Origin of the sequence: Rhodovulum sp. PH10 (assembly GCF_000293785.1) — a bacterium.
Lineage (GTDB): Bacteria > Pseudomonadota > Alphaproteobacteria > Rhizobiales > Xanthobacteraceae > Rhodoplanes.
Genome location: NZ_AKZI01000037.1, coordinates 1 through 24,413, shown reverse-complemented (window position 1 = coordinate 24,413; position 24,413 = coordinate 1). Strand labels below are relative to the sequence as shown.

The window sequence follows — 24,413 nt, the reverse complement described above, 5'->3', positions numbered from 1 at the left end:
GACTCCCGCCGGGAATCCCGCCTCGGAACCAATCAGCCGAATCCGGTATGACCGGAGTTTTGGGCACCGCCTCCGGTCGAGCCCGCCTCGTGCCGCCGTGCAATCGGATCGTCTCTCTCCTCATGGTGAGGAGCGGCCGCAGGCCGCGTCTCGAACCATGAGGCCGCCCTCGCCCTTCGAGACGCACTCCTGCGGAGTGCTCCTCAGGGTGAGGACGGAGAGAGGATCTTTCGAGGGCGCGCCGCGATCTCACTTCACGAGCTTGATGATCTCCACCAGCTTCTCGTCGCGCTCCGCCCGCAGCGTCTGATAGTCGGGCAGCTCGGCCATCTCCGTCTTGAGGCGCTCGATCAGCTCCGGCGTCCATTCGAGCGTGCCGAGATCGTCCCACCACGTCTGCACCGCCGGACCCAGCTTGTCGATGAAGGCGCCGACGCCGCCCGGCCCGCCGCCGAGATGGAACGTCGTGGTCGGCCCCATGATCGCCCAGCGCAGGCCGGGACCGAAGGCGACCGCCGCATCGACGTCGCGCGCCGAGGCGATCCCCTGCGAGACGAGATACAGCGCCTCGCGCCACACCGCGCCCTGCAGGCGATTGGCGAGGTGGCCGATCACCGAGCGGGTGAGCCGCACCGGCACCTTGCCGAGATGCTGATAGAAGGCCATCGCCGTCTCGATGGCGGCCGGATCGGTCTTCTCGTCGCCCACCACCTCGACCAGCGGCACCAGATGCGGCGGGTTGAACGGATGGCCGACCAGGATGCGGCCGGGATGCTTCGCACCGGAGCGCAGCTGCTCGAGCGTGAGGCCGGAGGTGGACGAGGCGATGATCGTCTCGGCCGGCATCGCCGCTTCCATCTGGGCGAACAGCGTTTGCTTGAACTCCGGCTTCTCGGGGCCGCTCTCCTGCACGAAGTCGGCGTTCGCCACCGCTTCGGCGACCTCGTCCACGAAGTGCAGCGAGGCCCATTGCGGCGTCTCCGGCGCACCGGCGAGCTGCCGGAGCGCCGGCCAGGCGCCCTCGATCAGGGTCTTCACCGCCGCGTCGGCGCCCGGTGCCGGGTCGAACACGGTGACGTCGTATCCCTTGGCGAGGAAGAGTGCTGCCCAAGAGCCGCCGATCGTGCCCGCGCCGACGATCGCGATCTTCTGGTAGTCCGGCCAGTTCTTCATTCTTCTGCCTCGTTGGTGCGGCCGCGCGGGCTCGGTCGTCACTGCGATGTCGAGGCCGGCGCGGTCACGTTCCTTGCCCGCGAAGAAGCTCGCTGACGGCGATGCGCCGCGCCGAGAACGCCTTCCGCAGGATCGGAATGCAGGCGTCCGGCTCGGCATTCCCGCACATGAACACGTCGAGCGCCGCGTAGCGCGCCTCCGGCCACGTGTGGATCGAGATGTGGCTCTCCGCCAGCACCGCCACCCCCGACACGCCGGTCGGCTGGAAGCGATGCAGGTGGATGTGCAGAAGGGTCGCTCCGGCGGCCTCCACACAAGCCCGCAAGGTGCTTTCGATGTGCTCGATGTCGTCGAGCCGGTCGCCGTCGTAGACGTCGACGATCAGATGCACGCCGGCGCAATGCACACCGTTGCGCACCACGAAATGATCGTGGCGATCGTCGGCGGCGGGCCGCGTGTCGGCAGCAGGCGCGGCGGTCGCCGTGCCGTGGGCGATATCTCGGGCGGTACCTGGGAGCCCCAAGCCCGTCCCCGATCGCAAGAGGGCGCTCTGACGCATGCCGTCCTCCTTGACCAGAGAGCGAACCAGTGGCGCCCGAGTGGGCGCCAAACAAGCGAATGCCGCCGATCGGTCCCGGGTGGACCGATGCCAGCGGCATCGGGCTCAGATAAGCACCCGAGCCTCGGGTATCAAGGAAATTCTGACCCGACAACCGCATGCGCTGCAGCCGGCCCATGCATGCGGGAAGGCGCGCGCGGCTGCACGCTGGCACGAAACGTGCCGGCGGCCTCCTCACGGAAGCCGCCGGCGCTCGCGTTCAGAACCGGAACGATCGGAAGACGCGGCGATCAGCCCTTCTGCGGCAGGTTCAGCCTGATGTGCAGCTCGCGCAGCTGCTTCGGCGTCACCTCGGAGGGCGCGCCCATCATCAAATCCTCGGCGCGCTGATTCATCGGGAACAACACCACCTCGCGCAGATTGTCCTCGCCGGCGAGCAGCATCACGATGCGGTCGACGCCGGGCGCGATGCCGCCGTGCGGCGGGGCGCCGAGCGAGAGCGCGTGCAGCATGCCGCCGAACTTCTCCTCCAGCACCTCCTCGCCGTAGCCGGCGATGGCAAAGGCCTTCTTCATCACCTCGGGGCGATGGTTCCGGATCGCGCCGGAGGACAGCTCCACGCCGTTGCAGACGATGTCGTACTGGATCGCCTTGATCGCCAGGATGCGCTCCTCGTCGGCCGGATCGAGCGCCAGGAACTCGTCGAGCGGCATGTTCGGCATCGAGAACGGATTGTGGGAGAAGTCGATCTTCTTCTCCTCCTCGTTCCACTCGTACATCGGGAAGTCGACGATCCAGCACAGCGCGAACTGGTCGGCATCGACGAGGTTCAGATCCTCGCCCACCTTCGTTCGCGCAGCACCTGCGAATTTCGCAAACGTCTTCGGCTTGCCGGCGACGAAGAACACTGCGTCACCGACGCCGAGGCCGAACTGATCGCGGATCGCGGTGGTGCGCTCGGGGCCGATGTTCTTGGCGAGCGGGCCGGCGCCGCCCTCCTCGTTCTCGCGCCAGAAGATGTAGCCGAGGCCGGGCTGGCCCTCGCCCTTCGCCCAGTCGTTCATGCGGTCGCAGAAGGCTCGGTTGCCGCCCTTGGGCGCCGGGATCGCCCACACCTGCGCCTGCGGGTCGCTCGCCAGGATGTTGGCGAACACCTTGAAGCCGGACCCGCGAAAATGCTCCGACACGTCGGCCATCTCGATCGGGTTGCGCAGATCCGGCTTGTCGGTGCCGTATTTGCGCATCGCCTCGGCATACGGGATCAGCGGGAATTTCGGCGTCACCCGCCGGCCCTTGCCGAACTCCTCGAACACGCCGCGCAGCACCGGCTCGACCGCCTCGAACACGTCCTGCTGCGTCACGAAGCTCATCTCGAGATCGAGCTGATAGAACTCGCCCGGCGAGCGGTCGGCGCGGGCGTCCTCGTCGCGGAAGCAGGGCGCGATCTGAAAGTACCGGTCGAAGCCGGACACCATGATCAGCTGCTTGAACTGCTGCGGCGCCTGCGGCAGCGCATAGAACTTTCCGGGATGGATGCGCGACGGCACCAGGAAGTCGCGCGCGCCCTCGGGGCTCGAGGCGGTGAGGATCGGCGTCTGGAACTCGAAGAAGCCCTGCGCCTTCATCCGGCTGCGCAACGAGTCGATCACGCGTCCGCGCAGCATGATGTTCTGGTGCAGCCGGTCGCGGCGCAGATCGAGGAAGCGGTAGCGAAGGCGGATGTCCTCCGGATACTCCTGATCGCCGAACACCGGCATCGGCAGCTCGGCCGCGGGGCCCAAAACCTCGATCTCGCTCGCATAGAGCTCGACCTGCCCGGTCGGCAGGTCGGGGTTTTCCGTGCCCTCGGGGCGCGTGCGGACCTTTCCGTCGACGCGGATCACCCATTCCGAGCGCAGCTTCTCGGCGGTCGGGAAGGCCGGCGAATCCGGGTCGACGACGACCTGCGTCAGGCCGTAATGGTCGCGCAGATCGATGAACAGCACGCCGCCGTGGTCGCGGATACGGTGACACCAGCCCGACAGCCGGGCGATCTGGCCGATATCGGCCGCGCGGAGGGCGCCGCAGGTGTGGGTGCGATAGCGATGCATGGTGGTCCAACGAGATCGACGGGCCGCGGCTCGGCCGGCGGGCCCTGGTGAATTTCGGGCCGCACAAGCGCACGCCCCCGCAAGGCTTGTCAAGCCGCCAGCACCGCACCGGAACCGCGCGGCGACCGAGGCGACAGGCCGGCCGCGTTGCGGTATCACCGGAATGCCTCCGCCCGCTTTCGTCCGCCGAGACTGCCATGCCGCATGCACCTTCCGCCGGGGCGCCCGCCGCCACCACCACCGCCGAGGCGACCGTCGCGTCGCTGATCGCCCACGGCATCGACACGCTCTATGCCGTGCCGGGGGTCCACAACGATCCCCTGTTCGACGCGCTGTGGCACGCGCAGGACCGCATCCGCACGGTCCACACGCGGCACGAGCAGGGCGCCGCCTACATGGCGCTCGGCGCGGCGCTGGCGACCGGCCGGCCGCAGACCTTTGCCGTGGTGCCGGGTCCGGGGATGCTGAATACCTCGGCAGCGCTGCTCACCGCCTATTCGATGGGCGCGCCGGTGCTCGGGCTGATCGGCCAGATTCCCGAGGCCGAGATCGGCCGCCGCTGCGGGCAGTTGCACGAGATCGGCGACCAGGCCGGCATTCTCGCGCGCTTGGTGGATTTCTCGGCGCAGGTGAGCGGACCGGAAGAAGCCTCCCGGCTGATGGCGGAGGCATTTCGGGCGATGCGCAGCGGCCGGCCCGGCCCGGCGGCGCTGGAAATCCCGATGGACGTGTGGACCCGCGAGAGAGCCTTCGCAGCCTCCCCGCCCCTACCGTCCGATCAGCCGGCGATCGACGAGGATTCCCTGCGAGACGCCGCGAAACGGCTCGGCGAGGCCAAGAACCCGGTGATCTTCGTCGGTGGCGGCGCCCACGATGCGACGGACGAGGTCGCGGCGCTCTCGGCGATGCTGCAGGCGCCGGTGGTGTCCGGCTTCCGCCGCGGCCGCGGCGTTCTGTCGAGCCGCGACCCGCTGTCGTGCCCGATGCCGGTCGGCCACGCGCTGTGGAAGGAGGCCGACGTGGTGCTCGCTGTCGGCACCCGGCTCTTTTTCCAGTGCCGCGACTGGGGCGTCGACGACGATCTCGCCATCATCCACGTCAACGCCGATCCGGACGAGGCCGCGCGCCACGGCGCGCCCGCGGTGGCGCTGGTGGGCGATGCCGCACCCATTTTGCGCGCGTTGATCGACAGAGTTCCTGCGCACAACCGTGCCCGCCCCTCGCGCCGCGCCGAGATGGAGGAGCGCCACGCCCGCTTCCACGAAGCGATCGCAAAGCTCGAGCCGCAGATCTCGTTCCTGAAAGCGATCCGCGACGTGCTGCCGGACGACGGCATTCTGGTCGACGAGGTGACCCAGGTGGGCTTCGCCGCCCGCCTCGCCTTTCCGGTCTACCGGCCGCGCACCTTCCTGACGCCCGGCTACCAGGACAATCTCGGCTGGGGATTTGCCACGGCACTGGGGGTGAAGGACGCGGTGGGCAGCCGGCCGGTGATCTCGATCAATGGCGACGGCGGCTTCATGTACACGGCGAACGAGCTCGCCACCGCGATGCGCCACAAAATCCCGCTGGTCGCGGTGGTGTTCGCCGACGGCGCGTTCGGCAATGTCCGCCGCATCCAGGAGCGGCAGTACGGCAACCGGCTGATCGCCTGCGACCTCGCCAATCCGGACTTCGTGAAGTTCGCCGAGAGCTTCGGTGCCGCCGGCGAGCGGGCCCGCACGGCCGACGAGCTGCGCGGCGCGCTCGAACGCGGGCTCGCCCGCACCGACGGGCCGACCATCGTCGAGGTGCCGGTCGGGCCGATGCCGTCGCCCTGGCAGTGGATTTTCTTGCCGAAGGTGCGAGGCGTTTGACGCCGGCCCCGGCGCCGCGCCGCCCTACTCGGCGCCGCCCTCGGCCGGCGGCCGGCGGCGCTTGCGGCGACCGTGGGCGCGCACCTCGGGCGCGCTCAACGCCTCACGCACCTTCCGCGCCAGATCGATCTTGCGATACGGCTTGTTGAGCAGCGTCACGTCGGGATCGAGCCGGCCGTGGTGGACGATCGCGTCCTCGGCGTAGCCGGAGGTGTAGAGCACCCGGACGTTCGGGTTGCGGCTCGCGACCTCGGCGGCGAGCTCGCGGCCGTTCAATCCGCCCGGCATGATCACGTCGGTGAACAGGAGGTCGAAGGTGGTGCCGTTGTCCATCAGCATCAGCGCCTCCGGTCCGCTGCTCGCCGAGATCGCCCGGTAGCCGAGGTCCTTCAGCAGCACGATCACGTTCTGCCGCACCAGATCGTCGTCCTCGACCACCAGCACCGTCTCGTTGCCGCCGACCAGCACGTCGGCGTCGGGCAGATCGTCGGAGGCCTCGTCGCTCGCCATCAGGCGCGGCAGGTAGAGGCGGATGGTGGTGCCCTGCCCCTCCTCGCTGTAGAGCTTCACGTGGCCGCCCGACTGGCGGATGAAGCCGTACACCATCGACAGGCCGAGCCCGGTGCCGCGGCCGACCTCCTTGGTCGTGAAGAACGGCTCGAACACCTTGTCGCGCAGGTCGGTCGGGATGCCGGTGCCGTTGTCGCTCACCGCGATCATCACGTAGTCGCCCGGCCGCACGTCGGGATTGCCGGCGGCATAGGCCTCGTCGAGCACCGTGTTGGCGGTCTCGAGCGTCAGCTTGCCGCCGCCTGGCATGGCGTCGCGGGCGTTCACCGCGAGATTGATGATCGCGGTCGAGAGCTGCGAGGCGTCGATCATCGACTGCCAGGCGTCGGGACCCAGCCGACAGGCGAGGTCGATGTGCTCGCCGAGCGTCGGCCGCAACAGGCGGGTGGTGTCGGAGATCAGCGCGTTGACGTCGGTCGGGCGCGGCTCGAGCGGCTGCCTGCGGGCGAAGGCGAGCAGCTGGCGGGTGAGGTCGGCGCCGCGCCGCGACGCCTGGTCGATGATGCGGGCGATGGTCGCGAGATGCGGCCGGTCGGCGACGCCCTTCGCCAACACCTCGATGGTGCAGGTGATCGCCGTGAGGATGTTGTTGAAGTCGTGGGCGACGCCGCCGGTGAGCTGGCCGATCGCGTCCATCTTCTGGCCCTGGCGGAGCTGGCGCTCGATCTGCTTGGCCTTGGTGAGGTCGTGATAGAGCAGCACGCCGCCGCGGATCTCGCCCGCCGCGTCGCGCAGCGGCCGGCCGGTGACCGAGAGATGCAGCTCCTGCTGCATCTCGATCTTGCGCAGCAGCAGCTCCTCCGCGTCGATCGCCTCGCCGCGCAGCACCCGCGACAGCGGCCGCTCGTTCTGCGCCACCGGCTCCTCGTTCGGGCCGATCATCGCGTAGGACTTCTCCCACTCCTCGACCGAGAACGACTCGTCGATGCCGAGCAGCGTCATGCAGGCCGGATTGACGTGCAGGAACCGGCGCTTCTCGTCGGCGACCAGGAAGGCGTCGGGAATGCTGGCGATCGTCTTGTCGAGCAGCTCGGCGCTGCGCTGGGCGGCGGCGGTCTGCTCCATCAGCTCGGAGACGTCGCGATAGACGATGACGGCGGCCTCGTGCTCGCCCTCCTCGTTGCGGATCGAGCGGCCGTTGGCGATGATGTGCAGCGTGTTGCGCCCGTCGAGCCGCTGGCAGACGATCTCCAGATTGTCGAAGTCCTCGCCCCGCAGCGCCCGGCCGATCGGCGTCTCGCCCGGCCGGAACGGCGTCACCCCGTCGGGCCGGTAGCGGAAATAGGTCTTCTCCCAGGCGGTCGAGCCGATGTCCTCGCAGTCGCCGAACATCTGCTTGCAGGCGGCGTTGGCGAACAGCGTGTGGCCGCGCGCGTCGATCATCAGCACGGCTTCCGCCATGGTGTCGATCATGGTGCGCAGGAGCTCGGAGGTGCGGCGGCTCTCCGCCTCGCTGTCGCGGCGGGCGCGCTCGGCGCGCTGGCGCTCGCTGACGTCGATCGAGGTGACGATGCGGTAGCGCACGCCGCCGTCCGGGTTGCGCACGCTGGTGACGTCGAGCTGCACCGGAAAGGAGGAGCCGTCCTTCCGCAGGTAGCGGGTGTCGTAGATGATGCGGCCGGTGCGGTCGGCCTCGGCGATCAGCGCGCCGACGCGCTCGCGCTCGTGCTCCGGATAGCTCGACAGCACGTGGCGGCCCTGCACCTCCTCGACCGTCATGCCGCACATCGCCGCGCGCGCCGGATTGACGAACAGGATGCGGTTGGTCGCGGCGTCCGACACGGCGATGCCGAAGGCGGCGTTCTCGAAGGCGTCGGCCCAGCGCCGCAAATCGTTCTCGTGCTCGATGTGGGCGCTGATGTCCTCGCTGAACAGCACGATGCCGCCGACCTCGCCGGGTCTCGCATACCACGGGCGGATCTCCCAGCGCACCCACACGGTCTCCCCGTCCGGCCGGCGGAACTGCTCGCCGTCGCACCGCTCGGTCGCCCCGGCGAGGCAGCGGGCATGGATCTCGCGCCAGTGCGGCGGGATGCCGGGGAAGACCTCGTAATGGAGGCAGCCGACGAGATCGACGTCGCCCAGCCCGTAGTCGCTGGTGAAGCGGTGGCTGACGGCGAGGTAGCGCATCTCGCGGTCGAACATGGCGATGCCGACCGGCGCGACCTCGATGCACAGGCGCAGCAGCTCGTCACGCTGCTGGGACATGGCCGAGCCCGCCGCGGTCTCTGCCGGTGGCGCAGAGTCCGAGACGCCATCCGTCGTGCCCGATGGCATGCTGGTGGTCGAGGTCGGCATCTTCATCGATATTCGTTATCGTGCGCGATCTCGGGTGCGCGCGGCCCGCAACGACGGCTCGAATCTGGTTCACGGTACTGCAAACAGTGATGCATGTATAACCATCGCCGGGCACCGGACAATGCATGGTAAAGACGTAGCGGAACGGCGAGGGCCGATGGCTCGTATTCTCGTCATCGACGACGACGAACTGGTTCGCACCTCGCTCCGAGTGCTGCTGGAGACGGAGGGGCACGAGCTCGTGCTGGTCGAGAACGGGCGGGCGGGTCTGGCCTCGGCCGGCGCCACCCCCTTCGATCTCGTCATCTGCGACGTGTTCATGCCGGAGATGGACGGCTTCGAGACCATCCGCGCCCTGCACCGCCGTCACCCGAGCCTGCCGGTGCTGGTGATGTCCGGCAACCGCATCGAGCGCACCGGCGCCCCCGCGCCCGATTTCCTGCGGATGGCGGTCGATCTCGGCGCCGTCGGCAGCCTGCGCAAGCCGCTGCAGGCGAGCGAGATCCTCGCCGCGGTGGCGCGCTGCCTCGCCGTCCGGCCGGGCCCCGCCACCTGATCCGCATCCGCCGCCGGGCGCCCTTCGTAGCGCCTGCGACGAGCCGCCGAACCACACCGCGGCACCGTCACGCGAGCGGCCGCGCAAATTCCCGCGCCGCACCTGAGAACGCCTTGCAATAGCATGGTTTCATTCCGGAATTTTGCTACTTTGAAATCGTTCCAAGCGATGCTAGCACCAAACCGGCCGAGCCGGCCGACTGCGCGACCTTTGCTCCGGAGACCGCCATGCCGACCGAGCGAATGCCGACCGAGCGACTGCTGCGATGGGGCCTGGTGGCGGTGGCGATCGGCGGGCTCGCCGCCGGGCTGATCGCCTCGCTCGCGAGCTTCTCTTCTTTTGCCCACATCGCCTGGACCGCCGGCACGCTGCCGGTGCTGGTCGCCCTCGCGGTGTCGATCGTGCGCGACCTCGCCGCCGGCCGCATGGGCGTCGACGCCGTCGCCTTCGTGTCGATGACCGCCGCGCTGGTGCTCGGCGAGCCGCTCGCCGCCTGCGTGGTGGCGATCATGTATGCCGGCGGCAACGTGCTGGAGGCGATCGCGGTGGCACGCGCCGAGCGCGACCTCGGCACGCTGATCGACCGCGCCCCGCGGATCGCCCATCGCCGCACCGGCGAGGCGGTGCGCGACGTGCCGGTGGACGAGGTGGCGATCGGCGACATCGTGGTGGTGCGCGCCGGCGAGGTCGTGCCGGTCGACGGCCAGCCGGTCGGCGACACCCCGGCGATGCTCGACGAATCCGCGCTCACCGGCGAGCCGCTGCCGGTCGCCCGCAAACGCGGCGAGGAGGTGCGCAGCGGCACCGTCAATGCCGGCGAGACGTTCGAGATGCGGGCGACCGCGACCGCCGGCGAGAGCACCTATGCCGGCATCGTGCGGATGGTCGCCGCCGCCCAGACCGCCAAGGCGCCGTTCATCCGCATCGCCGACCGTTTCGCCCTGCTGCTGCTGCCGGCCACCCTGCTGCTCGCCGGCGGTGCCTGGTTCTTCACCGGCGACCCGATCCGCGCGCTCGCCGTGCTGGTCGCCTCCACCCCCTGCCCGCTGATCCTCGCCGCCCCCGTCGCCTTCGTCGCCGGCGTCTCGCAGGCGGCCCGGCACGGCATCCTGGTGAAGGGCGGCGGCGCACTCGAGGCGCTCGCCCGCACCCACACGGTGATGTTCGACAAGACCGGCACGCTCACCGTCGGCGGCGCCCGCCTGGTCGCGATCGAGACCGCACCGGGCGAAAGCCCGGACACCGTGCTGCGGCTCGCCGCCTCGCTCGAGCAGGCCTCCCACCACGTGGTGGCGGGTGCGATCGTCGCCGCCGCCGGCGCCCGCGACCTCGCGCTGTCGTTTCCCGAGGAGGTGTCCGAAAGCTTCGGCTCGGGCCTCACCGGGCGGATCGACGGAGAGACCGTCTGCATCGGCTCGCAGGCGATGGTGTTCGGCACCGCGCGGCCGCCCGACTGGGCGGCGCGGGCGGCGCGGCGCGCCTCGTGGCGCTCGGCGCTCGTCGTGTTCGTCGCGGCGGGCGGCCGGCCGGTCGGCGCGCTGCTCTTGGCCGACGAGCTGCGCCGCGAGACCCCGCGCGCGATCCAGATGCTGCGCACCGCCGGCATCGCCCGCATCATGATGGTGACCGGCGACCGCGCCGACGCGGCCGAAACCATCGGCGCCGCGCTCGACCTCGACGCCGTGCTGGCCGACCGCCTGCCGACCGACAAGGTCGACGCGGTGGCGACCGAGCAACGCCTGCACCCGACTTTGATGGTCGGCGACGGCCTCAACGACGCCCCGGCGCTCGCCGCCGCCGGCGTTGGCGTCGCGATGGGCGCGCGTGGCGCCAGCGCCTCCTCGGAAGCCGCCGACGTGGTGATCCTGGTCGACCGGCTCGACCGGGTGTCGCAGGCGGTCGGCATCGCCCGCCGGGCGACCGGCATCGCCACCCAGAGCATCGTCGCCGGCATGGTCTTGTCGGGCCTCGCAATGGGCGCGGCCGCCGCCGGCTGGCTGTCGCCGGTCGCCGCCGCCTTGGTGCAGGAGGCGATCGACGTCGCCGTCATCCTCAACGCGCTGCGCGCGCTCGGCCCCGGCCACCGCGGCCTCGCCCGGCTGATGAAGTCCGAGCCGCCGCTCGAGGCCCAGGTTTTGCGCGAGGAGCACGCGGTGCTGGAGAGAAGCCTCGACCGGCTGCGGGCGATCGCCGACGCGCTCGACGACGCCGACCCCGCCCATGCCGTCGCCCTGATCGCCGACGCCAGCCGGATCGTCGAGGAGCACGTGGTCGAGCACGAGCGCGACGACGAGACCTCGGTCTATCCGACCCTCACCCGCCACCTCGCCGACGCCCACGGCCTGTCGGCGATGAGCCGCGCGCACCGCGAGATCCAGCACCTCGCCCGGCTGCTCGCCCGTCTCGCCGCCGGGCTCGAGGCACAGCACGTCGACCGCTACCTGGTGCGCGACGCCCAGCGGGTGATCGAATCGGTCGAGGCCTTGGTGCGCCTGCACAACGCCCAGGAGGAGGATATTTACGAGCACGCCGTCGCCGCCTGAGGGGACTCGTCCCCGGGACTCGTCCCCCTTTTTTCGCACCTGTGTCCCCCGCACTGCCGTCGTCCGCTGCCCGTTTCGCGCCTACGTCCCTCGCCGCCAGCCGAGCGGTCGGTGGGCGCGATGGCGGAACCCGCTGCGCTCGTTCCGCCCTACGGGCCGAACTGCTGGGTCCCGCCGGCCCTCCGAGCGCTCCGCCGGCCCACCGGTGCGCCCCGCGAGCGGGGCCGCGAGCGGGCGGCGAGCGGGCCGCTTGCGGCATCCCAGCCCCGCACCGCGCCTGCGGCTGAGAAATTGCTTGTTTTTCCGGCGCCTGATCCGCCCTCTCGTGCTCGACCTCGCGCCTCTCGAGGATTAAGATTCGGCGACATGATCAAGGACCCCACCACCTGCGCGCCGGATTGCGCCCGCGATCTCGCGTCGCCGACCCTCCTCCGTCGCGCTTCATGCTGACCGAGGACCCGTTGCGTTCGCGAGCCGCCAGAGCGACCGAGGAGCCCGCGAGGGCCACCGCCGCGCCATCGATCGAAACCCCGATCGAGCCGATCACCACCACCGAGGCGCTCGCCGCCGTGTGCGAGCGGATGTCGGCTCATCCGTTCGTCACCGTCGACACCGAGTTCTTGCGCGAGTCGACCTACTACCCCCTGCTGTGCGTCGCCCAGATGGCGTGCGTCGGCGAGGCGGTGGTGGTCGACGCCCTCGCCGACGGCATCGACCTCTCCCCGTTCTGGGCCCTGATGGCCGACCAGCGGGTGGTCAAGGTGTTCCATGCCGCCCGCCAGGACATCGAGATCGTCTGGCACATGGCCGGGCTGATCCCCCAGCCGCTGTTCGACACCCAGGTCGCCGCGATGGTGCTGGGTTACGGCGACGCCATCTCCTACGACCAGCTGGTTCAGCGGGTGTGCGGCACCAATCTCGACAAGTCGCACCGCTTCACCGACTGGTCGCGCCGCCCACTGACGCCCGCGCAGATCATGTACGCGACCTCCGACGTCACCCATCTGCGCGACGTCTATGTCGCCCTCTCGGCCGACCTCGCCAAGCGCGGCCGCGCCAACTGGGTCGACGAGGAGATGGAGGTCCTGACCTCCCCCTCGACCTATCGCGCCGAGCCGGAAACCGCCTGGGAGCGGCTGAAGAGCCGGGTGCGCAAGCCCAAGGAGCTGGCGATCCTGATCGAGGTCGCGGCCTGGCGCGAGCGCGAGGCGCAGGCCCGCGACGTGCCGCGCGGCCGCGTGCTCAAGGACGACGTGATCGGCGAGATTGCGTTGCAGGCGCCGACCACGCCGGAGCGGCTCGCCGGGCTGCGCTCGCTGCCCAAGGGCTTCGAGCGATCGCGCTGGGGCCAGGACATTCTCGATGCGGTCAAGGCCGGGCTCGCCCGCGATCCGAAGTCGATCCCGCCGATCGAGCGCAACCGCCCGCCGCCGAACGGCAGCGCGACGGTGGAGCTTCTGAAGGTGCTTTTGCGGATGACCGCCGAGCGGCACAGCGTCGCCGCAAAGGTGATCGCCACCGTCGACGACCTCGAGCGGATCGCGGCGAGCGACGAGGCCGACGTGCGGGCGCTCAAGGGCTGGCGGCGCGAGCTGTTCGGCGAGAAGGCGCTCGCCCTCAAGCACGGCAAGCTGGCGCTGGCGGTCGAGCGGCATCGGGTGGTGACGGTCGACCGCTCCTGACCCGCTCGCGGGTCGACCGGCGCTCGGCCAAGCCGAGCCGTGCGGTCGCACGGAAGCCGGACTGCGCCGAACAGGCGCCGCCCGAGCGGTGCGCCGTCGGGCACCGACGAGAGCCGTGCGTGCTGTATGCGAGGGGGCGAGCCCCTACCCCGTGACGATCCGCGCCTCGCGGCCGATCAGCCGGGCGAGCTGGCGCAGGCGGTTGGCGAGGCGCTCGCCGTCGAGCGCGGCGAACCGCCCCTCGAGCACCAGCTGCAGCTCGCCCTTGCGCACCACCAGCGGCGTGTGCGGCAAAACACCCGGCATCGCCGCCGAGATCAGATAGGCGACCCGCATCGCCCCGCCGAGCACGCGGGCGCGGTCGATCATGCGGGCGGAGGCGAGCTCGCGCAGCGTCGGCGACAGCTCGCCGTCGTACAGCCCGACATGGCGGAAATAGACCGCGAGCGCGAGATAGGCGCGATCGGAGTGGTCGACGCCGAGAAAGCTCGCGTTCGAGATGATGTTGAGCGACTGCACGCCGCGATAATCGGGGTGGGCGCGCCAGCCGATGTCGCCGAGCAGGCAGGCGGCGCGACGCAGGCGCTTCTCGTCGGCGGTCTCGTCGAGGCCGGACGACGCCATGAAGCGGTCGGTCCAGTCGGTCAGCTCGACGCCCTGCTCGGGCGAGCGCGAGCGCAGGAGGTTCAAGTTCTCCGCCGCGGCGATCAGCGGATCGCGCTGGCGCTCCTTCTCGTCGAGCGCGGAATAGAGCAGCCCTTCGCGCACGCCCGCCGCCGACACCACGATGTCGCGCGGCCGGCCGACCCGGATGATGTGCTCGAGCACGATCGAGGCATAAGCGAGCAGCGGCCGCCGATACTCGTTCACCGAGGCGATCTGCGACAGCGTGTCGGCATTGACCCGCCGCACCAGCCGCACGAACTCCAGCGCCTCGCGCGCCGGGATCGTGTAGCCGTGCATCACGTCGAGCGGATAGCCGGTCTGGCGCATGTGCAGCCGGGTGAGCGCCCGCCACGTCCCGCCGACCGCATAGAAGGCGCGGCCGATGCCACCCTTCAGGAGGTCGACGTCGCGCATCGTCTCGCGCACGATGCGGTCGGCCTTCTTCAGCGAGTGGGCGGAGAGATCCTGCAGCGCGAGGCCGCCGAGCGGCAGCGTGAGGCCGCCCTTCAGCCGCGCCCCCCTGACGTCGACCAGCTCGAGCGAGCCGCCGCCGAGATCGCCGACCAGGCCGTCCGGCCGGTGCACGCCCGACACCACGCCGAGCGCGGACAGCTTCGCCTCGCGCTTGCCGGACAAGACGTCGACCGGCACCCCGCAGATCGCCTCCGCCTCGCGCACGAAATCGGGGCCGTTGGCGGCGTCGCGACAGGCGGCGGTGGCGATCACCTGCACCTTCGCCGCCCCCATGGTGTCGCACAGCATGCGGAAGCGGCGCAGCGCCTGGACGGCGCGGTCGACCGCATCCTGGGCGAGCAGCCCGGTGGTCAGCACCTCGCGGCCGAGCCCGGCCAAGACCTTCTCGTTGAAGATCGGGGTGGGGCTGCGCGTCAGCCCCTCGTAGACGACGAGGCGGATCGAGTTCGAGCCGATGTCGATCACGGCGACCGGCGGCCCGTGGTCGAGCCGGCCCTTGGCGACCGTGTCGGTTCCGTTGGCGGGAATCGCCGCCGGCGGCGTCCCGGCCGACACCGCTTCGATGGACTTCACCGTCTGCGCGGGTTTCACGCGTCCGGCCCGCCCTGGGGTGGCCCGCTTGCCCTTACGCACGGTCTCCCCGTCGCGCCAGGCTGCGGGGCGAGGACTCCTTCACCGACTTGCCACGACCCGAGAGACTTGGATTCGTCATGAAGTACTTGTGCGCGTTGAAGTGCTCTTCACCCGAGGCTGTCTTGATACGCGTCGAGCTGCCGTCCGGCAAGAGCGTCCAGCTCTGATCGTTGTCCTTGAAGTTGGCGACCATGATCTGGTCGAGCACCTGCTCGTGCACGGTCGGGTTGAGGATCGGGCACAGCGCCTCGACGCGGCGGTCGAGATTGCGCGGCATCATGTCGGCCGACGAGATGTAGACGTGCGCCTTCGGCCCCGGCAGCGGCTCGCCGTTGGCGAAGCAGTAGATGCGGCCGTGCTCGAGGAAGCGGCCGACGATCGACTTCACGCGGATGTTGTCGGACAGGCCCGGCACGCCCGGCCGCAGGCAGCAGATGCCGCGCACCACGAGATCGACCGGCACGCCGGCCTGCGAGGCGTCGTACAGCGCATCGATGATGCCGGGATCGACCAGCGCGTTCATCTTCATCCAGATCGCCGCCGGCCGGCCGGCGCGGGCATTGGCGATCTCCTCGTCGATGTGCTGGAGGATGCGGCCGCGCAGGTCGATCGGCGACACCGCCATCCGCTCGAGCTCGGCGGGCTCGGCGTATCCGGTGATGTAGTTGAAGATGCGGGCGACGTCGCGGGCGATCACCGGGTCGGCGGTGAAGAACGAGAGGTCGGTGTAGATGCGCGCCGTCACCGGGTGATAGTTGCCGGTGCCGGTGTGCACGTAGGACACCGGCTGGCCGTTCTCGCGCCGCACGACCAGCGACAGCTTGGCGTGGGTCTTCAGCTCGATGAAGCCGTACACCACCTGCGCACCGGCGCGCTCGAGGTCGCGCGCCCAGCGGATATTCGCCTCCTCGTCGAACCGCGCCTTCAGCTCGACCACCGCGGTGACCGACTTTCCGGCCTCCGCCGCCTCGGCCAGCGCCTTGACGATCGGCGAGTCCTTGGAGGTGCGGTAGAGCGTCTGCTTGATGGCGACGACGTCGGGGTCGCGCGCCGCCTGCTGGAGGAACTGCACCACCACGTCGAACGACTCGTAGGGGTGGTGGACGATCAGATCCTTCTGGCGGATCGCCGCGAAGCAGTCGCCGGCATGGTCGCGCACGCGCTCGGGAAAGCGCGGGCTGTAGGGCACGAATTCGAGGTCCGGGCGGTCGAGCCCGGAGAGCTGCGACAGCTCGGAGACCGCCAGCACGCCGTCGACCAGAAACACCTCGTCGTCGGCGGCGGCGAGCTCGCGCTGCACGAAGCGCTGCAGGTCGACCGGCATCGTCGCGTCGAGCTCGAGCCGGATCACGGTGCCGCGGCGGCGGCGCTTGAGCGCCGTCTCGTACAGCAGCACGAGGTCCTCCGCCTCCTCCTCGATCTCCACCTCGGAATCGCGCAGCACGCGGAAGCAGCCCTGCCCCCGCAGCGTGTAGCCGGGAAACAGCCGCGTGATGAACAGCGCGATCGCCTGCTCGAGGGTGATCAGCCGCACCCGGCCGGGCTCGCCGCCACCGCCGAGCCGGATGAACCGCTCGATCTTGGGCGGCACGCGGATCAGCGCGTTCATCGCCCGGCAGTCGCGCGCCCGAGAGAGCTGGAGCGCGAGCGAGAAGCCGAAATTCGGGATGAAGGGGAAGGGGTGCGCCGGGTCGATCGCCAGCGGCGTCAGCACCGGGAAGATGTGCTGGAGAAAGTAGTCCTCGAGCCAGGCGCGCTCGGCCGGCTCGAGCCGTTCGCCGTCGACGAAATCGATGCGGGTGCCGGCGAGCGCCTTCTTCAGCTCGCGCCAGCGCGTCTGCTGGTCGACGACCAGCGCGGTCACGCTCTCGTTGATGCGGGCGAGCTGCTCGGACGGGGTGAGGCCGTCGGGGCTCCTGGTGGTGATGCCGGCGCGCACCTGCCCCTTGAGGCCGGCCACCCGCACCATGAAGAACTCGTCGAGATTGTTCGCCGAGATCGACAGGAATTTCACCCGCTCGAGCAGCGGGTGGTTCGAATTGGCGGATTCCTCGAGGACGCGGCGATTGAACTGCAGCCACGACAGCTCGCGGTTGATGTAACGGTCGGGGCTGCGCTTCTTCTTCGGCTTCACCGGCTCGACCGGCACGACCCGCGGGGTGCCGTCGGTTTCGACTGTCGGGACTACGGCCTGCTGGTCGACCATGGGGAAACGATCCATCCGCATGTCGGTCGCCGCCCGGGGCGGCGCACGCTCGAGAAATCAAATCGGTCTACGTGCACTATGGGGACGCGCCTCGCGATTGGCCAGTCCCCGGCCCTCCCCGGCCCGACGCGCCGGGCGGCGGCACGGTGCCGCGCCGGGCGGGGTCAGTCCTCGCCGCCCTCGTCGCGCCCCAAAATCTCGATCGCGAGCGCGCGGGTGACCGGGCGCTTCTGCCGCAAGCCCTCGCGGTCGAGCGTGTCGACCACGGCGCGGGCGGCGGCGAGCGAGCGCTCGATGCGCCGCTCGAGATAGACGAGCAATCCCTCGTCGGCATCGATCTGGCGGTCGGCAAAGAGTTTTACGAGCACCGCGCGCAAAAGCTCCTCGTCGGGCGGGGCGAGCGTCACCGCCGGCAGCGCCCGCAGGCGCGAATGGAGGTCGGGCAGCCGCAGCCGCCAACCGGCAGGCGGCGAGGCGGCGGTGAGGAGCAGCCAGGCACCGGTCTCGCGGGCGAGGTTGAGGAGGTGGAACAGCGCCACCTCGTCGACCGCGGGCGAGACGTCCTCCAGCACCAGCGCGCCGTGCGCGAGCGCGGCCGGCACCGAGGCCTCGTCGAGCGTACGGGCGGACGCCACCGGGGCACCGGCCCGCTGCGCCCACACCGCGGCGAGGTGGCTCTTGCCCGCCCCTTCCGGGCCGAGCAGCACGAGCGCGCGCGACGGCCAGTCCGGCCAGCGGGCGACGGCGTCGATCGCGACCGCGTTCGAGGCACTGCGCAAAAAATCCTCGGGTGCAAAGCTCTCGGGATGCTCGAAGGCGAGCGCGAGCTGCCGCGGCCCGTCCTCGCGGGCGGCGGCCATCAGCCGGGCTCGCGCTCGGCGGCGGTCATGTGCCGCATCCATTCGCGCGTGTAGAAGCCGACCGAGAGCAGCGTCAGCGCGGCGACCATCCACATGATCACGGTCTGCACCGGCTTGGCGTCGAACTCGAAGCCGAGCGAGGCGAGCACCACCGAGGCGAAGACGATCTGCATCACCGTGTTGAGCTTGGAGATCATCAGCGGGCGCATCTTCACCGGCCGGCCGAGCAGCATCGCCAGCATCACCGCGCCGATGATCAGGATGTCGCGCGACACCACCAGAATCACCAGCCACACGGGAATCGCGCCGACCATGCCGAGCCCGACGAAGATGGCGATGATCAGCATCTTGTCGGCCAGCGGATCGAGATGCGCACCGAAATCGGTGGTCATGCCGAATCGCTTGGCGACGAAGCCGTCGATGCCGTCGCTGATCCCGGCGGCGACGAACAGCAGGAAAGCGGCCCGCATCTCGCCGGCGGCGATGGTCCACACCAGCACCGGCACGAGAAGAATACGGACGATGGTGACGATGTTCGGAAGATTCACGGTCCGGTCCCGGCTCATCCGGCCCCGCGGCGGGCCGGCACGCTGCCACGCAGCACGTTCATATTGGCATCACAGTCGTTGCGCTAGGCCCGATTCCAACGTAGGACGCGGCGAAACCGCGCTTCCCGCGCGCGCCGCGAGCCCACCATGACCGAATCCCGCCGCCCGGGCCTGACTTACGCCGATGCCGGCGTCGACATCGATGCCGGAAACCGCCTGGTCGACCTGATCAAGCCGCTGGTCCGCGCGACTCGCCGCACCGGCGCCGACGCCGAGATCGGCGGGTTCGGCGCGGTGTTCGACCTCAAGCCGACCGGCTTTCGCGATCCCGTCCTGGTGGCGGCGACCGATGGCGTCGGCACCAAGGTGAAGATCGCGGTGGAGACCGGACGGCACGACGGGATCGGCATCGACCTCGTCGCGATGTCCGTCAACGATCTCGTGGTGCAGGGCGCGGAGCCCCTGTTCTTTCTCGATTATTTCGCCTGCGGAAAACTCGAGCCGGAGATCGCGGCAAAGGTCGTCGCGGGCGTCGCGGAAGGCTGCAAGCAGGCCGGCTGCGCGCTGATCGGCGGCGAGACGGCGGAGATGCCGGGCGTCTATGCCGCCGGCGACTACGACCTCGCGGGATTCGCGGTGGGTGCTGCCGAGCGCGGCGGCCTGTTGCCGCGCGAGGTCGCCGCCGGCGACCGGGTGCTCGGCCTGGTCTCCTCGGGCGTGCATTCGAACGGCTACTCGCTGGTGCGCCGGATCGTCGAGAAGAGCGGGCTCGGCTGGGATGCCCCTGCCCCGTTCGCGCCCGGCCGCGCGCTCGGCGAGGCCTTGCTCGAGCCGACCCGCATCTATGTCGCCTCTTGCCTCGCCGCGCTGCGCGAGACGCGCGCGATCAAGGCGTTCGCCCACATCACCGGCGGCGGCTTTCCCGACAACATTCCGCGCGTGCTGCCGAAGGGGCTTTCGGTCGCGATCGATCTCGACGCGATGCCGGTGCCGCCGGTGTTTCGCTGGCTCGCCGAGGCGGGCGAGGTCGCCGAGGCCGAGATGCTGCGCACCTTCAACTGCGGCATCGGCATGATCGCGGTGGTCGCCGAGGACGACGTCGACGTCGTCGAGGCGGCGTTCGCACGCGCCGGCGAGACGCCGGTGCGGCTCGGGCGAGTGACGCCGGTCGGCGCCGACCGTGCGCGGGTGACCTATTCGGGCAAGCTCGCGCTCGGCGCCGCGTCATGAGCGGCGGGCGGGCTCGCGTCGCGGCCCTGATCTCGGGGCGCGGCTCCAACATGGCGGCGCTGATCGAGGCGGCCGCCGATCCGGCCTTTCCCGCCGAAATCGCGCTCGTGCTGTCGAACCGGCCGGACGCCGCCGGGCTCCTTCGCGCGACCGAGGCGGGCATTCCGGCGGTGGTGGTCGATCACAAGATGTTCGGCAAGGACCGGCAGGCGTTCGACGAGGCGGTCGACGCGGAAATCCGCGCGCGCCACATCGATCTCGTCTGCCTCGCCGGCTTCATGCGGCTGCTGACGCCGTGGTTCGTAGCGCGCTTCGAGGGCCGGCTGATCAACGTCCACCCGGCGCTGCTGCCGGCGTTCCGCGGGCTCGACACCCACGCGCGTGCGCTCGCCGCGGGCGTCCGGCTGCACGGCGCGAGCGTCCATTTCGTGGTGCCGGAGGTCGATGCCGGGCCGATCATCGTGCAGGGCGCGGTGCCGGTCGCCGACGACGACACCGCCGATTCGCTCGCCGCCCGCGTGCTGACGGTCGAGCACCGCATCTATCCGCTGGCGCTGCGCTGGCTCGCCGAGGGGCGCGTCTCGGTGGTCGACGGCCGCTGCAAGATCGCCGGCTCGACGATGGGTGCGACGACGATGGGTGCGACGGCGCCGGACGCGACGGCGGTGGGCGGCACCGGCGGTGATTCGCCGGGCGTGCTGATCGCCCCCTCGATCGGCTGATCGACACCGCGGCAGCGGCGCGTCTCGTCCGCCGCTGCGACCTCTCGTCTCCGAGCATAAAAAAACCCCCGGCGAACCGGGGGCTACGGGAAAGCACCCGCAAACCGGTCGTTCGACCGGCTGGCCGCTCACGCGACCTTGAGGTTCTCCGCGGAAGTCTTGCCGCGGTTGGTGACGAGCTCGTACTCGACCACCTGACCTTCATTCAGGGTGCTGAGACCAGCACGCTCGACCGCCGAGATGTGGACGAACACGTCCTTGTCGCCGGTCGAAGGCCGGATGAACCCATAGCCCTTCGTGGGGTTGAACCATTTGACGGTGCCTTTTTGCATCGTCGGTCTCCTGATCAAAGTCTGACGTCGCGATGATCACGACCGGCGATCACTCGACGGTCGCGAGACAACCCGGCATTTGGGGGGATCCGATTCGATCGACGCACGATGGCGTTTGCGGCCCGGAACGGCCAAAACCCGATTGCTGGGGCCACTTAACGCCAACTCGTGAACCAACGCAAGATGAAACCGACCGGATTCGAACAAGAACCGCTTCAATAACAGCGGTGTCTCGCGATCTGTACAGATTCCGGGTGGCGCACCCGGAGGTATACAGGCATGGAGAGGTGTCAAACTTACTTGACAATCCGTTCTCCGGCAGAAGAAGCTCGGTTCCGCTGCCCCCGTCGGCCGTTTCGGAACCCTGCGCGACCCCTGCGCCCGCCGAAAGACCTTGACGCGGCCCCGCATTATTTCTGCGCGGGATGCGCAATTCTTGCGGTGCAGCACGTATCGCTATCCGAAATTTGACCGAATTGTGCACTATTCGGGCAGCGGCCGGCCTTCCGCCGCGTTTCGGGCGGAATCGTCGCTCGCCGCGCGCTCGCCGGCGGCCGCCTCCCCGCCCCGCTTCGCCCGTCGCCACAGCCATCCGGCGGCCAGCACCAGCACCGCGCCGCCCGCCGCGAACGCGTGATCGAGCAGCGCCAGCCCCTCGCTGCCGGGATCGATGCCGAGCGCCGTGTCGAGCAGCGGATCGGTGGCGATCACCCCGCCGCCGATCCAGCCGAGCAGCGCCGCGCCCGCCCAGACGAGAATCGGGAATCGGTCGAGCAGCCCGACGATCAGCGCCGCTCCGGCGACGATCAGCGGCACGCCGATCGCGAGCCCGAGCACCAGCAGCGCCACGCTGCCCTGCGCCGCGGCGGCGATGGCGATGACGTTGTCGAGGCTCATCACGAGGTCGGCGACCACGACGATCTGCACCGCCCGCCACAGCCGGTCGGGCGCCTCGACGTCCTGGGTCTCCTCGTCGGGCACCACCAGGCGCGCGGCGATCACCAGCAGCGCGAGCCCGCCGGCGAGCTTGATGCCGGGCAGCTCGAGCAGCCGGGCGATCACCACCGTGAAGACGATGCGCAGCACCACCGCCGCGCCGGCGCCGAGCGCCATGCCCCACAGCCGGCGGCGCTGCGGCAGCCCGCGGCACGCCATCGCGATCACGACGGCATTGTCGCCCGACAGCAGGATGTTGATCCAGACGATCTCCAGAACCGAGAGCCAGAAGGCGCGGGTTCCGAGATCGGCGAGAAGAGCCTGGGCCGGTCCGGCGAGGCCGGACGGGTCGAAAAGATCGAAGGACATCGTGAAAGAACTATAGCGCCGGGCGATCCGTTCGTCGCCCGGTCGCAGAAATCATCGGTGTGCCGGCGTTCTCTTCCGCCGCCGCACCGCCTCGCGGTCGGCCCCGCCCGTGGACGCGGACGGGCCGAGACGGACGTGTCGTCAGCCGACGATCTCGTTGCCGGCGAAGAACTGGGCGATCTCCTTCGCCGCCGTGTCCGCCGCGTCCGAGCCGTGCACCGAGTTCTCGCCGATCGAGTTCGCGTGCGCCTTGCGGATGGTGCCCTCGGCGGCCTTGGCCGGATCGGTGGCGCCCATCAGGTCGCGATAGCGGGCGATCGCGTTCTCGCCCTCGAGCACCTGCACGACCACCGGGCCCGACACCATGAAGTCGACCAGCTCGCCGAAGAACGGCCGCTCGCGGTGGACGGCGTAGAAGGTCTCGGCCTGCTCGCGGGTGATGCGGACGCGCTTCTGCGCGACGATCTTCAGGCCCGCCTGCTCGATCATCGCGTTGATCGCGCCGGTGAGGTTCCGGGCGGTCGCGTCCGGCTTGATGATGGAAAAGGTGCGCTCGACGGCCATGCGAAAAACTCCCCCCTGAGGTCACGAATGTGCGGGGGATATACCGGCGCGCGGAACCGGCAGCAAGCCGCCAGGCGGGCGATCGACGAAGGAGCGCGCGAGCGAAAGCCGGATCGGATCACCATATCGGGTCGACCGGCGGACGAAGCGGCGGGGCGGCGGTCCCGCCGACGTGACGATCACCGCGGGCGGCGGTGCCGGCCGCCCGCTCGTGAGTCCTGATCGCGAGTGAGGAAAGGAAGAGGCCGCATGCGTACCCTGATGGCGTTCGTTCTGGGATTTCTGGTCGCGGTCGGCGGCGCGTTCCTGCGCGACAGCACCGCCGATCCCGGCACCCGACCGTTCGTGAACTGGGAGGTGGTGCGCGACAGCACGCATCGCGCCGCGGCGATGGTCGGCGACGAATGGAACCGGCTCACCCGCGGCACCGCGCTCGAGCGCCGCTCCGAGCAGCCGGCCGAGCCGCCCGCCGAACGGTGGGAGACGCCCGGCGAGCGGTGGCAGGATCGGCCGGGCGAGCCCGGCGAGCGGTGGCAGGATCGGCCGGGCGAGCCCGGCCGGGCGCAGCAGCCCTCGCGCGAGCCCTACGCGCCGCCCGGCGAGCGGCTGTGACCCGCCCCGACGTGTTCACGCACGAAAAAGCTCCGCCGGCGGGGGCCGGCGGAGCGAATTCTCACCCACGAAAGGATCGGCCGACTTACTGGCCGTACTTCTCGAGCACGCCCCGGCAGCCGGGGCTGAGACGCGACCGCTTGGCCTGGAAGCACGACAGCACGGCCATGTCGTCGCCGAGATAGTCCTTGCAGAGCCGCTTGGCGTCGCGCTCACACGCCTGCTGGTCGTCCGCCGTGCCACGCGAATTGGGGATCGGCGACGGGAATCGCGGCTGGGCGATCGCAACGGACGAGAAGACCACCGAGCCGGCGACCAAGGCGAGTATCGTACGAACCATTGTTCCTCCTGCGCCGCGGCATGGCCGAGCGGCGAATCATGTCGCACCGCCGTCATAGTAGGACGGCGTATCTTACCGATTGGGGGCGAATTGCGAGCCTTGCCCGATTCCCCATCCGGCCAAGGACCCACCCAATGCGGCAATCGTGTGAATCGTTCCCGCGAACGCCGTCGCGCGGCATCGTGACACCGCCGTGCCGGGACCGCCGCCGCCGGCCGGAACAGCCCGCGCGAGCAGACGTTTCGCAGGAGCCGGCGACGCCGGCCCGAGCGGTCGCGCGGTCCGGCACAGCCGGCAACCGGCCGAATCCCGGCCTCGCCCGGCGATGCACCGATGCAGGCACGATCGGCAGCGGCGCCGGCGGGGTCCCCACGATGCGGAGGAATCCCCCGATGAAGCAACGACTGATGATCGCCGCCGCGGCGGCGGCCCTGATCGCCGGCACCTCGCTCGCAGTCGCGCAGAGTGGCGGCGCCGGCGGCGGCGCGGCCGGCGGTGCGGCCGGCAGTGGCGCGGCCGGTGGTGCGGCCACCAGCGGCCCGGCGACCGGTGGTGCGACCGGCGGCGCCGGTGGGGCGGGGGCCCGGGGGGCGC

Annotated in this window: 20 protein-coding genes; 8 read left to right on the top strand and 12 right to left on the bottom strand. The window is 70.3% G+C overall.

Annotated elements, in window-relative coordinates; all coding sequences use genetic code 11:
* Nucleotides 1–249: 249 nt before the first annotated feature.
* From A33M_RS07845 to aspS, 3 genes are all read right to left on the bottom strand, one after another.
* A complete protein-coding gene (locus A33M_RS07845; RefSeq protein WP_040619687.1) occupies nucleotides 250–1,173 on the bottom strand; it encodes a 3-hydroxyacyl-CoA dehydrogenase NAD-binding domain-containing protein in 924 nt (307 codons plus the stop codon).
* A gap of 64 nt (nucleotides 1,174–1,237) precedes the next feature.
* A complete protein-coding gene (gene speD, locus A33M_RS07840; protein ID WP_083850360.1) occupies nucleotides 1,238–1,732 on the bottom strand; it encodes an adenosylmethionine decarboxylase in 495 nt (164 codons plus the stop codon).
* Between the two features lie 290 nt (nucleotides 1,733–2,022).
* Nucleotides 2,023–3,822, bottom strand: coding sequence for an aspartate--tRNA ligase (aspS, locus tag A33M_RS07835; RefSeq protein WP_008385484.1), 1,800 nt, complete (start codon nucleotides 3,820–3,822; stop codon nucleotides 2,023–2,025).
* Nucleotides 3,823–4,019: 197 nt separating this feature from the next.
* Here aspS and A33M_RS07830 point away from each other — a divergent pair, with 197 nt between their 5' ends.
* Entirely contained in the window at nucleotides 4,020–5,678 is a 1,659-nt protein-coding gene (locus tag A33M_RS07830) for a thiamine pyrophosphate-dependent enzyme (RefSeq protein WP_008385482.1), read from the top strand.
* A gap of 24 nt (nucleotides 5,679–5,702) precedes the next feature.
* Here the strand turns inward: A33M_RS07830 and A33M_RS22230 are convergent, their stop codons facing one another.
* Nucleotides 5,703–8,456 (bottom strand): hybrid sensor histidine kinase/response regulator, encoded by a 2,754-nt coding sequence (locus A33M_RS22230; protein ID WP_008385481.1) that lies wholly within the window; start codon nucleotides 8,454–8,456, stop codon nucleotides 5,703–5,705.
* Here A33M_RS22230 and A33M_RS22825 point away from each other — a divergent pair.
* The 3 genes from A33M_RS22825 to rnd all read left to right on the top strand — a co-directional run bounded on the left by A33M_RS22825 (nucleotide 8,455) and on the right by rnd (nucleotide 13,327).
* Nucleotides 8,455–9,102 (top strand): response regulator, encoded by a 648-nt coding sequence (locus tag A33M_RS22825; protein WP_192814096.1) that lies wholly within the window; start codon nucleotides 8,455–8,457, stop codon nucleotides 9,100–9,102. The genes A33M_RS22230 and A33M_RS22825 overlap by 2 nt on opposite strands.
* Nucleotides 9,103–9,329: 227 nt before the next feature.
* On the top strand, nucleotides 9,330–11,645 hold the full coding sequence (locus A33M_RS07815) for a heavy metal translocating P-type ATPase (RefSeq protein WP_008385479.1): 2,316 nt from the start codon (nucleotides 9,330–9,332) through the stop codon (nucleotides 11,643–11,645).
* Between the two features lie 461 nt (nucleotides 11,646–12,106).
* Nucleotides 12,107–13,327 carry a ribonuclease D gene (rnd, locus tag A33M_RS07810; RefSeq protein ID WP_008385477.1) on the top strand — a complete coding sequence of 407 codons (1,221 nt, stop codon included), beginning with the start codon at nucleotides 12,107–12,109 and terminating at the stop codon, nucleotides 13,325–13,327.
* A 144-nt stretch (nucleotides 13,328–13,471) separates the two neighbouring features.
* Here the strand turns inward: rnd and ppx are convergent, their stop codons facing one another.
* The 4 genes from ppx to A33M_RS07790 form a co-directional block, all read right to left on the bottom strand.
* On the bottom strand, nucleotides 13,472–15,040 hold the full coding sequence (gene ppx / locus A33M_RS07805) for an exopolyphosphatase (protein WP_237718314.1): 1,569 nt from the start codon (nucleotides 15,038–15,040) through the stop codon (nucleotides 13,472–13,474).
* A gap of 52 nt (nucleotides 15,041–15,092) precedes the next feature.
* The gene (locus A33M_RS07800; RefSeq protein ID WP_040619686.1) at nucleotides 15,093–17,306 is read right to left on the bottom strand and encodes an RNA degradosome polyphosphate kinase; all 2,214 of its coding nucleotides are present in this window, start codon (nucleotides 17,304–17,306) and stop codon (nucleotides 15,093–15,095) included.
* Between the two features lie 164 nt (nucleotides 17,307–17,470).
* Nucleotides 17,471–18,166: a chromosomal replication initiator protein DnaA gene (locus A33M_RS07795; protein ID WP_008385471.1), complete on the bottom strand. Its 696-nt coding sequence runs from the start codon at nucleotides 18,164–18,166 to the stop codon at nucleotides 17,471–17,473.
* Nucleotides 18,166–18,714: a CDP-alcohol phosphatidyltransferase family protein gene (locus tag A33M_RS07790; protein WP_008385470.1), complete on the bottom strand. Its 549-nt coding sequence runs from the start codon at nucleotides 18,712–18,714 to the stop codon at nucleotides 18,166–18,168. Before A33M_RS07790 ends, A33M_RS07795 begins: the two co-directional genes overlap by 1 nt.
* A gap of 147 nt (nucleotides 18,715–18,861) precedes the next feature.
* Between A33M_RS07790 and purM the strand changes: the two genes are divergently transcribed.
* Nucleotides 18,862–19,944: a phosphoribosylformylglycinamidine cyclo-ligase gene (gene purM / locus A33M_RS07785; protein ID WP_008385469.1), complete on the top strand. Its 1,083-nt coding sequence runs from the start codon at nucleotides 18,862–18,864 to the stop codon at nucleotides 19,942–19,944.
* Entirely contained in the window at nucleotides 19,941–20,666 is a 726-nt protein-coding gene (gene purN, locus A33M_RS07780) for a phosphoribosylglycinamide formyltransferase (RefSeq protein WP_008385468.1), read from the top strand. The genes purM and purN overlap by 4 nt, the downstream gene beginning before the upstream one ends.
* A 128-nt stretch (nucleotides 20,667–20,794) precedes the next feature.
* On the opposite strand, the gene A33M_RS07775 is transcribed toward purN, so the two are convergent.
* The 3 genes from A33M_RS07775 to ndk all read right to left on the bottom strand — a co-directional run bounded on the left by A33M_RS07775 (nucleotide 20,795) and on the right by ndk (nucleotide 22,867).
* Complete coding sequence (locus A33M_RS07775) at nucleotides 20,795–20,998, bottom strand: cold-shock protein (RefSeq protein ID WP_008385467.1); 204 nt, start codon at nucleotides 20,996–20,998, stop codon at nucleotides 20,795–20,797.
* 483 nt (nucleotides 20,999–21,481) lie between these two features.
* Nucleotides 21,482–22,303 carry a TerC family protein gene (locus A33M_RS07770; RefSeq protein WP_008385466.1) on the bottom strand — a complete coding sequence of 274 codons (822 nt, stop codon included), beginning with the start codon at nucleotides 22,301–22,303 and terminating at the stop codon, nucleotides 21,482–21,484.
* A gap of 141 nt (nucleotides 22,304–22,444) precedes the next feature.
* Nucleotides 22,445–22,867, bottom strand: coding sequence for a nucleoside-diphosphate kinase (gene ndk / locus A33M_RS07765; protein ID WP_008385465.1), 423 nt, complete (start codon nucleotides 22,865–22,867; stop codon nucleotides 22,445–22,447).
* A 249-nt stretch (nucleotides 22,868–23,116) separates the two neighbouring features.
* On the opposite strand from ndk, the gene A33M_RS07760 reads away from it, so the two are divergent.
* Nucleotides 23,117–23,479: a hypothetical protein gene (locus A33M_RS07760; protein ID WP_008385463.1), complete on the top strand. Its 363-nt coding sequence runs from the start codon at nucleotides 23,117–23,119 to the stop codon at nucleotides 23,477–23,479.
* A gap of 85 nt (nucleotides 23,480–23,564) precedes the next feature.
* Here A33M_RS07760 and A33M_RS07755 read toward each other — a convergent pair whose 3' ends face one another.
* Nucleotides 23,565–23,819 carry a hypothetical protein gene (locus A33M_RS07755; protein ID WP_040619684.1) on the bottom strand — a complete coding sequence of 85 codons (255 nt, stop codon included), beginning with the start codon at nucleotides 23,817–23,819 and terminating at the stop codon, nucleotides 23,565–23,567.
* 392 nt (nucleotides 23,820–24,211) lie between these two features.
* On the opposite strand from A33M_RS07755, the gene A33M_RS23460 reads away from it, so the two are divergent.
* Nucleotides 24,212–24,413: hypothetical protein (locus tag A33M_RS23460; RefSeq protein ID WP_040619688.1), on the top strand; the 202-nt coding region annotated here is incomplete at its 3' end.

Bases quoted from the DNA above. Each gene is read 5' to 3' on its own strand.
- A33M_RS07800 (WP_040619686.1), bottom strand. From the start codon at position 17,306: ATGGTCGACCAGCAGGCCGTAGTCCCGACAGTCGAAACCGACGGCACC.
- A33M_RS22825 (WP_192814096.1), top strand. From the start codon at position 8,455: ATGGCCGAGCCCGCCGCGGTCTCTGCCGGTGGCGCAGAGTCCGAGACG.
- A33M_RS07795 (WP_008385471.1), bottom strand. From the start codon at position 18,166: ATGGCCGCCGCCCGCGAGGACGGGCCGCGGCAGCTCGCGCTCGCCTTC.
- A33M_RS07845 (WP_040619687.1), bottom strand. From the start codon at position 1,173: ATGAAGAACTGGCCGGACTACCAGAAGATCGCGATCGTCGGCGCGGGC.
- A33M_RS07830 (WP_008385482.1), top strand. From the start codon at position 4,020: ATGCCGCATGCACCTTCCGCCGGGGCGCCCGCCGCCACCACCACCGCC.
- purN (WP_008385468.1), top strand. From the start codon at position 19,941: ATGAGCGGCGGGCGGGCTCGCGTCGCGGCCCTGATCTCGGGGCGCGGC.
- A33M_RS07815 (WP_008385479.1), top strand. From the start codon at position 9,330: ATGCCGACCGAGCGAATGCCGACCGAGCGACTGCTGCGATGGGGCCTG.
- ndk (WP_008385465.1), bottom strand. From the start codon at position 22,867: ATGGCCGTCGAGCGCACCTTTTCCATCATCAAGCCGGACGCGACCGCC.
- A33M_RS07755 (WP_040619684.1), bottom strand. From the start codon at position 23,819: ATGGTTCGTACGATACTCGCCTTGGTCGCCGGCTCGGTGGTCTTCTCG.
- A33M_RS07770 (WP_008385466.1), bottom strand. From the start codon at position 22,303: ATGTCCTTCGATCTTTTCGACCCGTCCGGCCTCGCCGGACCGGCCCAG.
- A33M_RS22230 (WP_008385481.1), bottom strand. From the start codon at position 8,456: ATGTCCCAGCAGCGTGACGAGCTGCTGCGCCTGTGCATCGAGGTCGCG.
- A33M_RS07775 (WP_008385467.1), bottom strand. From the start codon at position 20,998: ATGCAAAAAGGCACCGTCAAATGGTTCAACCCCACGAAGGGCTATGGG.
- aspS (WP_008385484.1), bottom strand. From the start codon at position 3,822: ATGCATCGCTATCGCACCCACACCTGCGGCGCCCTCCGCGCGGCCGAT.
- A33M_RS07760 (WP_008385463.1), top strand. From the start codon at position 23,117: ATGCGTACCCTGATGGCGTTCGTTCTGGGATTTCTGGTCGCGGTCGGC.
- speD (WP_083850360.1), bottom strand. From the start codon at position 1,732: ATGCGTCAGAGCGCCCTCTTGCGATCGGGGACGGGCTTGGGGCTCCCA.
- purM (WP_008385469.1), top strand. From the start codon at position 18,862: ATGACCGAATCCCGCCGCCCGGGCCTGACTTACGCCGATGCCGGCGTC.